General features: G+C 34.4%; 4 protein-coding genes. All 4 read right to left on the bottom strand.

What is annotated here, in order from left to right; all coding sequences use genetic code 11:
- Positions 1 to 586: IS3 family transposase (locus tag ADJ83_RS18725; RefSeq protein ID WP_048717144.1), on the bottom strand; the 586-nt coding region annotated here is incomplete at its 3' end.
- 8 nt (positions 587 to 594) lie between these two features.
- A complete protein-coding gene (locus ADJ83_RS18720) occupies positions 595 to 915 on the bottom strand; it encodes a transposase (protein WP_016200952.1) in 321 nt (106 codons plus the stop codon).
- Positions 916 to 990: 75 nt separating this feature from the next.
- On the bottom strand, positions 991 to 1140 hold the full coding sequence (locus tag ADJ83_RS26345) for a hypothetical protein (RefSeq protein WP_239687088.1): 150 nt from the start codon (positions 1138 to 1140) through the stop codon (positions 991 to 993).
- Between the two features lie 44 nt (positions 1141 to 1184).
- The gene (locus tag ADJ83_RS26340) at positions 1185 to 1289 is read right to left on the bottom strand and encodes a transposase (RefSeq protein WP_239687089.1); all 105 of its coding nucleotides are present in this window, start codon (positions 1287 to 1289) and stop codon (positions 1185 to 1187) included.
- Between the last annotated feature and the right edge of the window lie 48 nt (positions 1290 to 1337).

Raw genomic sequence — 1337 nt, 5'->3', positions numbered from 1 at the left:
GAAAAGTATACGATGTATACACACTCCCCTGATCGGAGTGTATAATAACTCCTTCTGGCTGATTGCGTTTATCCAAAGCATCCTGCAGTGTATCAATTACTAATGTCGTTTGTTGATGATTATAAATCTTATAAGCTACGATTTCATTATTATACAAATCCATAATCGTAGACAGATATAATGTTTCGCTGCCATACTGGATATACGTAATGTCCGTTACCCACTTCTCATTTGGTTTACTTGCACTAAAATCACGATTAAGAATATTAGGTACAATGACTTCACTTTCTCCCTGCGATTTCCACTTGCGTTTTGGTTTCACCTTACACTGCAAATGATGCTTCTGCATAATGTTTTGAACTGTGTTCCTATTAAGATGAATATGATGTTCTCGCTTTAGAATAGCTCTAATTTTCCTATGACCATTTCTATATTTAGTAGCCTTACAGATTTCAATAATTAACTCTTCATGTTCATTCCGATATTCACCAAACCCTTTAGTCCAACGATAATAGCTAGCACGTGGAATCCCTAAAACTTTTAAAATGGAAGTAACGGTATATTTTTCACGAAATTGTTCAACCAATTGTACTACTAGCCCTTTATCGACTCCTTTCTCATCGCCATATACTTTTTTAGAATTTCATTCTCCATTTTTAGGTGAGTTAGTTGATTACTTATTCGCTCGTCCTTACTTAAAGAATCGGGCCCATGCCCAAATGTATATTGTTTACCAATTGGCTGATCAAACCGATACATTTCTCCATTTTTGTACCATCTCATCCAAGTTTCAATTTGAGTTTTATTTTTGATTTTGTATTTGTTCATAATTTCCCGTGTTGTTAATTTTCCTTCAAGCTTATCTCTTACTACCGCCCATTTAATCTCTTTTGTATATACAGTTTTTTTGCCCACGCAAAAACACCTCCGAATAATGTCACAATACTTATCTCAAGTATTGCCATTTTGGAGGTGTTTTATATTGTCTCACTATTTTAGGTTAGTCCATAGTATCTCGTTGGTGGATGCATCTTTTATGGTCGACAAATAAGCCATATAGTTACCACTATATGGAAAATAAGTAATGTCCGTTAATAACACTTTTCCAGGAACACCTTGTTTAAATTCTCTGTTTAACATGTTTGAAACAACCTGTTGTTCCTTTGTTGCTTTTGCGATTTTTTTTAAGGATTTGGCCCTCTATGAAGGCAGACTATTCCGTATTTCCTCATTAATCTTTGTATCTTTTTTCGACTAAAGCTAATGTTATATTTATTCTCCAATATCATTTTAATGGACCGGGAACCTTTCTTATATCCCCGTCGATTAAAGGCTTT

It is taken from the genome of Bacillus sp. 522_BSPC, assembly GCF_001076885.1.
Lineage (GTDB): Bacteria > Bacillota > Bacilli > Bacillales > Cytobacillaceae > Niallia > Niallia hominis.
The sequence above is the reverse complement of the archived record's forward strand: the minus strand, read 5'-3'. Positions and strand labels throughout refer to the sequence as shown.

What these genes read in the sequence shown, in the direction of transcription:
- ADJ83_RS26345 (WP_239687088.1), bottom strand. Translation starts at nt 1,140, where the DNA reads ATGTTAAACAGAGAATTTAAACAAGGTGTTCCTGGAAAAGTGTTATTA.
- ADJ83_RS26340 (WP_239687089.1), bottom strand. Translation starts at nt 1,289, where the DNA reads ATGATATTGGAGAATAAATATAACATTAGCTTTAGTCGAAAAAAGATA.